General features: G+C 74.1%; 7 protein-coding genes. 4 read left to right on the top strand and 3 right to left on the bottom strand.

Features of this window, described 5'->3' with window-relative positions:
* On the bottom strand, nt 1-570 hold a 570-nt coding region (locus ACFU99_RS09240; RefSeq protein ID WP_384388103.1), incomplete at its 3' end, for a copper homeostasis protein CutC.
* A 58-nt stretch (nt 571-628) separates the two neighbouring features.
* Between ACFU99_RS09240 and ACFU99_RS09235 the strand changes: the two genes are divergently transcribed.
* Entirely contained in the window at nt 629-1,300 is a 672-nt protein-coding gene (locus ACFU99_RS09235; RefSeq protein WP_384388100.1) for a hypothetical protein, read from the top strand.
* Between the two features lie 132 nt (nt 1,301-1,432).
* Nucleotides 1,433-2,704, top strand: a complete 1,272-nt coding sequence (locus ACFU99_RS09230; protein WP_384388147.1) for a Cmx/CmrA family chloramphenicol efflux MFS transporter — start codon at nt 1,433-1,435, stop codon at nt 2,702-2,704.
* 59 nt (nt 2,705-2,763) lie between these two features.
* On the opposite strand, the gene ACFU99_RS09225 is transcribed toward ACFU99_RS09230, so the two are convergent.
* Nucleotides 2,764-3,027 (bottom strand): DUF4031 domain-containing protein, encoded by a 264-nt coding sequence (locus ACFU99_RS09225; RefSeq protein ID WP_384388097.1) that lies wholly within the window; start codon nt 3,025-3,027, stop codon nt 2,764-2,766.
* Nucleotides 3,024-3,443 (bottom strand): hypothetical protein, encoded by a 420-nt coding sequence (locus ACFU99_RS09220; RefSeq protein ID WP_384388094.1) that lies wholly within the window; start codon nt 3,441-3,443, stop codon nt 3,024-3,026. The genes ACFU99_RS09225 and ACFU99_RS09220 overlap by 4 nt, the downstream gene beginning before the upstream one ends.
* Nucleotides 3,444-3,537: 94 nt before the next feature.
* On the opposite strand from ACFU99_RS09220, the gene ACFU99_RS09215 reads away from it, so the two are divergent.
* Both ACFU99_RS09215 and ACFU99_RS09210 read left to right on the top strand, forming a co-directional pair.
* Nucleotides 3,538-4,461: a MurR/RpiR family transcriptional regulator gene (locus ACFU99_RS09215; protein WP_384388091.1), complete on the top strand. Its 924-nt coding sequence runs from the start codon at nt 3,538-3,540 to the stop codon at nt 4,459-4,461.
* Between the two features lie 151 nt (nt 4,462-4,612).
* Nucleotides 4,613-5,303 (top strand): N-acetylmuramic acid 6-phosphate etherase (locus ACFU99_RS09210; RefSeq protein WP_384388088.1); only part of this gene is annotated, 691 nt, incomplete at its 3' end.

The raw sequence follows: 5,303 nt of genomic DNA, 5'->3' as shown, positions 1-5,303 counted from the left end.
GCCCAGGACGGCCACGGCCACGGCACCCACGTCGCGGGCACCGTCGCCGGCGGCGCGCCGGGTCTGTTCGGCGAGCAGGGTCTCCAGGCCGTCGCCGACGCCCGTCGGGGATCCGGCCGTGAGGTACGTATCCAGACCGGGCTGGTCGGCGAGCTGCTTGCGCAGGGCGTCACGATCGGCGGCGCGGTCCACAGCACGGTGGAAAGTCCAGCGGGCCGCAGGCCCAATGGCCTCGGAGAGGGCCTCCACCGCCGCCAGGTCGGCCCGTCCGTCCGGCGTCAGGTAGCCGAATACGAACTCCTCGGCGCCTTCCTCCCGCAGCGCCCGCGCCTCGGCGCAGAGCGCGTCCAGCGCCGCGGCGTCACCGGCCGAGAAGCCGTCCGTGGCGCGCAGCATCACGCGCACCCGGATGGAGACGGCGGCGCGCACGGCGGCGAAGGTCTCGCGGGCGGGGGTCAGGCCGTCGGCAGCCATGTCAGCGACCAGTTCGAGGCGGTCCGCCCCTCCGGCCTCGGCCGCGATCGCGTCCTCCGAGTTGAGGGCGATCACCTCAAGCATTGGTCTAGACATGTAGCACAGCGTGCCACAACCGCGACCAGCAGCGAAAGCTGTACCCCACAATTGGCTCATGGCAGCCTCCACCGAGCACCCGTCCGGCCCCTCCCCCGCGCTCCTCGCGCGCTGGTCCGACCTGGTCGCGTCGGCCCGTGGCGGCGCCGACGGGCCCGACCCCCGCCCGTACGGCGAGAACCTGCTCGCCCGCTGGGCCGAGCCCCAGCGCCGCTACCACACCACCGACCACCTCACCGCCGTCCTCGACCGCGTCGACGAGCTGTCCGCCCACGCCGAGGACCCCGCCGCCGTGGCGCTCGCCGCCTGGTTCCACGACGCCGTCTACCGCCCCGACCGCTCCGAGAACGAGGAGCGCAGCGCCCATCTGGCCGAGCGCGCCCTCCCGGAACTCGGCTTCGACGCCGCCCGTACCGCCGAGGTCGCCCGCCTCGTACGCCTCACCGCCACCCATGCCCCGGAGCCCGACGACCGCAACGGCGCGGTCCTGTGCGACGCGGACCTCGCCGTCCTCGCCGGAGCCCCGCAGGAGTACGCGGCCTACGCGGCGGCCGTACGCACCGAGTACGGCTTCGTCCCCGACGACGCCTTCCGCGAGGGGCGGGCGGGCGTACTACGGCAGCTCCTCGCCCTGGAGCGCCTCTTCCGGACCCCCCAGGGGTACGACCGCTGGGAACACGCCGCCCGCCGCAACATGGCCACGGAGCTGGAGCTGCTCTCAGCCCGCTGAGGCCCGCCGAGGCCCCGCCGAAGCCCGCTGACGGGGTTCCCTCGGCCATCGCCCCAGAGGGAATACTCCGCCCCACCGCCAACGCTGGCTCTCAATATGCCCAACCCCATGCCCAACGCCGGCAAATCCAGCATGCCCGTGGCCGTATACGTCCTCGGGCTCTCCGTCTTCGCACTCGGAACCTCAGAATTCATGCTGTCCGGGCTGCTCCAGCCCCTGGCACGCGACATGGGCGTCTCCATCCCCCAGGCCGGCCTCCTGGTCTCCGCCTTCGCCGTCGGCATGGTCGTCGGCGCGCCCGCCCTGGCCGCCGCGACGCTGAAACTCCCCCGCCGCACGACCCTGATAGCCCTGCTCGCCATATTCGGCCTGGGACAGGTCGTCGGCGCGCTGTCCCCCACGTACACGGTCCTCTTCGTCTCCCGCGTGGTGAGCGCGCTCGCCTGCGCCGGGTTCTGGGCCGTGGGCGCGGCCGTCGCCGTGTCGCTGGTGCCGGTCACCGCGCGGGCGCGCGCCATGGCCGTCATGGTCGGCGGATTGTCGATCGCGAACATCGCCGGCGTGCCGGCGGGCGCGTTCCTCGGGCAGCACGCGGGCTGGCGTTCGGCGTTCTGGGCGGTCGCCGGGCTGTCGCTGATCGGCCTCATCGGCGTGATCCTGCTCGTACCGCGCACCAAGCCCGCCACCGGCGCGGACGCGCCCCGGCTCCGTACCGAGCTCACCATCTACCGCGACCGCCAGGTGTGGCTCGCGCTCACGGCCACCGCGCTCAACGGCGCGGCCGTCTTCTGCCTCTTCTCCTACCTCGCGCCGCTGCTCACCGAGACCGCCGGGATGAAGGAGAGCCTGGTCCCGATGGTGCTGGGCCTCTTCGGCGTCGGCGCGCTGATCGGCACCGCGGTCGGCGGCCGCATCGCCGACGCGCACCTCTTCGGCACGATGTACGCGGGCATCACCGCCTCCACCGTCGTCCTCGCGATCCTGGCGCTGACGGCGCACAGCGCGCCGGCCGCCGTGGCGATGGCCCTGATGCTCGGCGTCTCCGCCTTCACGACCGCGCCCGCGCTCAACGCCCGCATGTTCAACGTCGCCGCCGCCGCGCCGACCCTCGCGGGCGCGACCACCACGGCCGCGTTCAACATCGGCAACACGGTCGGACCCTGGCTCGGCGGCCTCGTCATCGGCGCGGGCTGGGGCTACCCGGCGGTGGCCTGGACGGGCGCGGCGCTCGCGGCCGTCGCCGTGGGCACGACGGCGGTGGCCTCGCGCCTGCACCGCGCGAGCGCTGCGGGCACGTCGCCGTCCCGACTGGTCGCCTCCTCCGCCGCTTCCTCCGCTTCCGCCACGGACACGACGCCCTCGCTGGAGAAGCCGGCCTGCGCCACCGCCACCACGACCGACTGAACCGACTGAGGAGTACGAGACCAACCACTGCTACGGGCAGGGGCCGGGGCCCAAAAGGTCTACCCCCGGCCCTTCGCCCGCCGCAGCCCCGCCCCCGTCAGCCGCCGCAGCAGCTCCTTGCTCCCGACCTCCACCGCCCCCGCCCGCACCGCGTCCGCGTACCGCGTCGACGGCACGTCGTAGTGGTCCCGGTCGAAGGCGCGCGGCGGGCATCCGATGCCCGCCGCGAAAGCGTGCAGTTCGTCGTACGAGACGTCGCTGACCAGGTGCGACCACATCCGCCCGTGCCCCGGCCAGGTCGGCGGGTCGACGTAGACGGTCATGAGAGCCCGCCGCCCGGCCCGCCGCCGGCCGGCTCGTCACGGGGCCCGCCTCCGGGCCGCCGCCCCAGCCTCCCCACCGGCGCGACCACCACCCCCGCCTTGCCGCAGACCCAGTGCGGGTCCGGCCCGAGTTCGGGTTCGATGTCCAGCGCGTGCGGGTTGCCCTCGCCCACGCAGACCGGGCACAGCGGCCACCGCCCGTACCGCTCCAGCAGCGCGTCCTGTACGTCCTGGGCGACGAGCCCGGCCACGAACTCGACGCCCTGCGGCCACTGCTCGACCCACCATCGGCGGTGCGCGACGGCGTCCTCCACGAGCGACACGACGTCGGCCTCGGCCACATCGCCCGCCACCAGGTCGGCGAGGATGAGCGCCCGCGCCGTGTGCAATGACTGTTCGAGCTCCATGCCCTCCATTGTCGCCCGGACGCCCCACTCGGGACCAAAGTCCCGTTCGCCTCGATATCCACAGGGGGTTGACGCCGACCCGCCCTGAAAATATCTTCCAAGTGTGAGCAGCAGCCTGAAAGAAACTTTCGCAGCCGGTTCCACGCCGCCGCCCCCGGCAACCCTGGCGGCCAAGGTCCGCACGCTCGGACCCTCCATGACCCGCTCCATGCAGCGCGTCGCCGAGGCCGTGGCGCACGACCCGGCGGGCTGCGCCGCGCTCACGGTCACAGGACTCGCGGAGCGTACGGGCACGAGCGAGGCCACGGTCGTACGGACCGCCCGCACCCTCGGCTACCCCGGCTACCGCGACCTGCGGCTCGCCCTCGCCGCCCTCGCCGCGCAGCAGGCGGCCGGCCGCGCCCCCGCCGTCACGGCCGACATCGCCGTCGACGACTCCATCACCGACGTCGTCGCCAAGCTCGCGCACGAGGAACAGCAGTGCCTCGCCGACACCGCCGCCGGGCTCGACACCACGCAGCTGGAGTCCGCGATCGGCGCGCTGGTCGGGGCCCGCCGCATCGATGTGTACGGCATAGGGGCGTCCAGCCTGGTCGCGCAGGACCTCGTGCAGAAGCTGCTGCGCATCGGGCTCATCGCGCACTCCCACTCCGACCCGCACCTCGCGGTCACCAACGCCGTGCAGCTGCGCGCCGGGGACGTCGCCATCGCCATCACGCACTCCGGGCGGACGACGGACGTCATAGAGCCGCTGCGCGCGGCCTTCGACCACGGAGCCACCACCGTCGCGATCACGGGCCGCCCGGACGGGGACATCGCGCAGTACGCGGACCACGTCCTCACCACCTCCACCGCCCGCGAGAGCGAGCTGCGCCCGGCCGCCATGTCCAGCCGCACGAGCCAGCTCCTCGTCGTGGACTGCCTGTTCATAGGGGTGGCGCAGCGTACGTACGACACGGCCGCGCCCGCCCTGTCGGCCTCGTACGAGGCGCTGGCCCACCGCAGGGACCCACGCGCGGGCCGCTGAGGCGAGACCGTACGTACGACCGTACGTACGCCCCGACGCCCCGCCCGTACGCACACAGCCACGGCGCGGGCGCAGAACGGCGCGCCCCGGCCCGTACGCGCCGCCCGCCCCCTCCAAGAGACGCCGCCAGCAGAGAAAGAGCCGCACTGCCATGACCCCCTCCGCCACCGCCTCCCCCGCCCCCGCCCCCCCCGCCCACTCGCAGCTGCGCGCCGAGCTCGACACGCTCGCCACCGAGGCGTTCCGCCCCGAGCTGGCCGAGATCGACCGGCTCCCCACCCTCGACATCGCGAAGATCATGAACGGTGAGGACGCCACCGTCCCCACCGCCGTCGCCGCCGAGCTGCCGCGCATCGCCGCCGCCATCGACGCCACGGCCGCCCGGATGGAGCGCGGCGGCCGGCTGGTCTACGCGGGCGCGGGCACGGCGGGGCGGCTCGGCATCCTCGACGCGAGCGAGTGCCCGCCCACGTTCAACACCGAGCCGACCGAGGTCGTCGGGCTCATCGCGGGCGGCCCGTCGGCCATGGTCACGGCCGTCGAGGGGGCCGAGGACAGCAAGGAGCTGGCGGCGGCCGACCTCGACGCGCTGACGCTGACCGCCGAGGACACCGTCGTCGGCATCTCCGCCTCGGGTCGCACGCCGTACGCGATCGGGGCCGTCGAGCACGCCCGCCGGGCCGGGGCGCTCACCATCGGGCTGTCCTGCAACCCGGACTCGGCGCTCGCGGCCGCCGCCGAGCACGGCATCGAGGTGGTCGTCGGCCCCGAACTCCTCACGGGATCGACCCGGTTGAAGGCGGGCACGGCGCAGAAGCTCGTACTGAACATGCTCTCGACGA

This window comes from Streptomyces sp. NPDC057654, from assembly GCF_042800135.1.
GTDB lineage: Bacteria > Actinomycetota > Actinomycetes > Streptomycetales > Streptomycetaceae > Streptomyces.
Note: the sequence above shows the minus strand (reverse complement) of the source record. Positions and strands in the feature narration are given on the sequence as shown.